Source organism: Rhizobium ecuadorense (assembly GCF_001187535.1).
Taxonomy (GTDB): Bacteria; Pseudomonadota; Alphaproteobacteria; order Rhizobiales; family Rhizobiaceae; genus Rhizobium; species Rhizobium ecuadorense.
The window spans coordinates 1-381 of sequence record NZ_LFIO01000909.1; the positions used below are offsets into that span (position 1 = coordinate 1).

At 57.2% G+C, this 381-nt stretch carries 1 pseudogene; it reads left to right on the forward strand.

The window, feature by feature from the left end:
- Window positions 1–381 (forward strand): annotated as a pseudogene (locus AF337_RS15955) (glycoside hydrolase family 3 protein); the annotation flags it as partial.

A 381-nucleotide genomic window follows, 5' to 3' on the forward strand; every position in this document is an offset into this window, starting at 1 on the left:
ATCCTCTTCAGCGATGAACCTGAGGAGGATATGGCGGCGGTCAAGGCTGCCGTCGAAGATGGGAAAATTACTCCGGAACGACTTGAGGAAGCGGTTCTTCGCGTGCTGGCGCTCAAGGCGCATCTCAAACTTTTTCAACCGTCAGATGTCCTCCCCGATGCCGCTGAAGCGCGCCGCCTGCTTGCGCATCCAGACAATGTCGCTGCATCAAGGGAATACATCGGCCGCTCGCCCACGCTTGTGAAGGACGTCAATGGTATCTTTCCGCTCGATCCGGCGAAGACAAAGCGTGTGCTGCTGGTTGACGGCGGCATCATTCATCCGCTCATGCCGCAGCCACTGAAATTCTTGCTACCCGCGCTGTTGCGAAGGAAGGTTTCG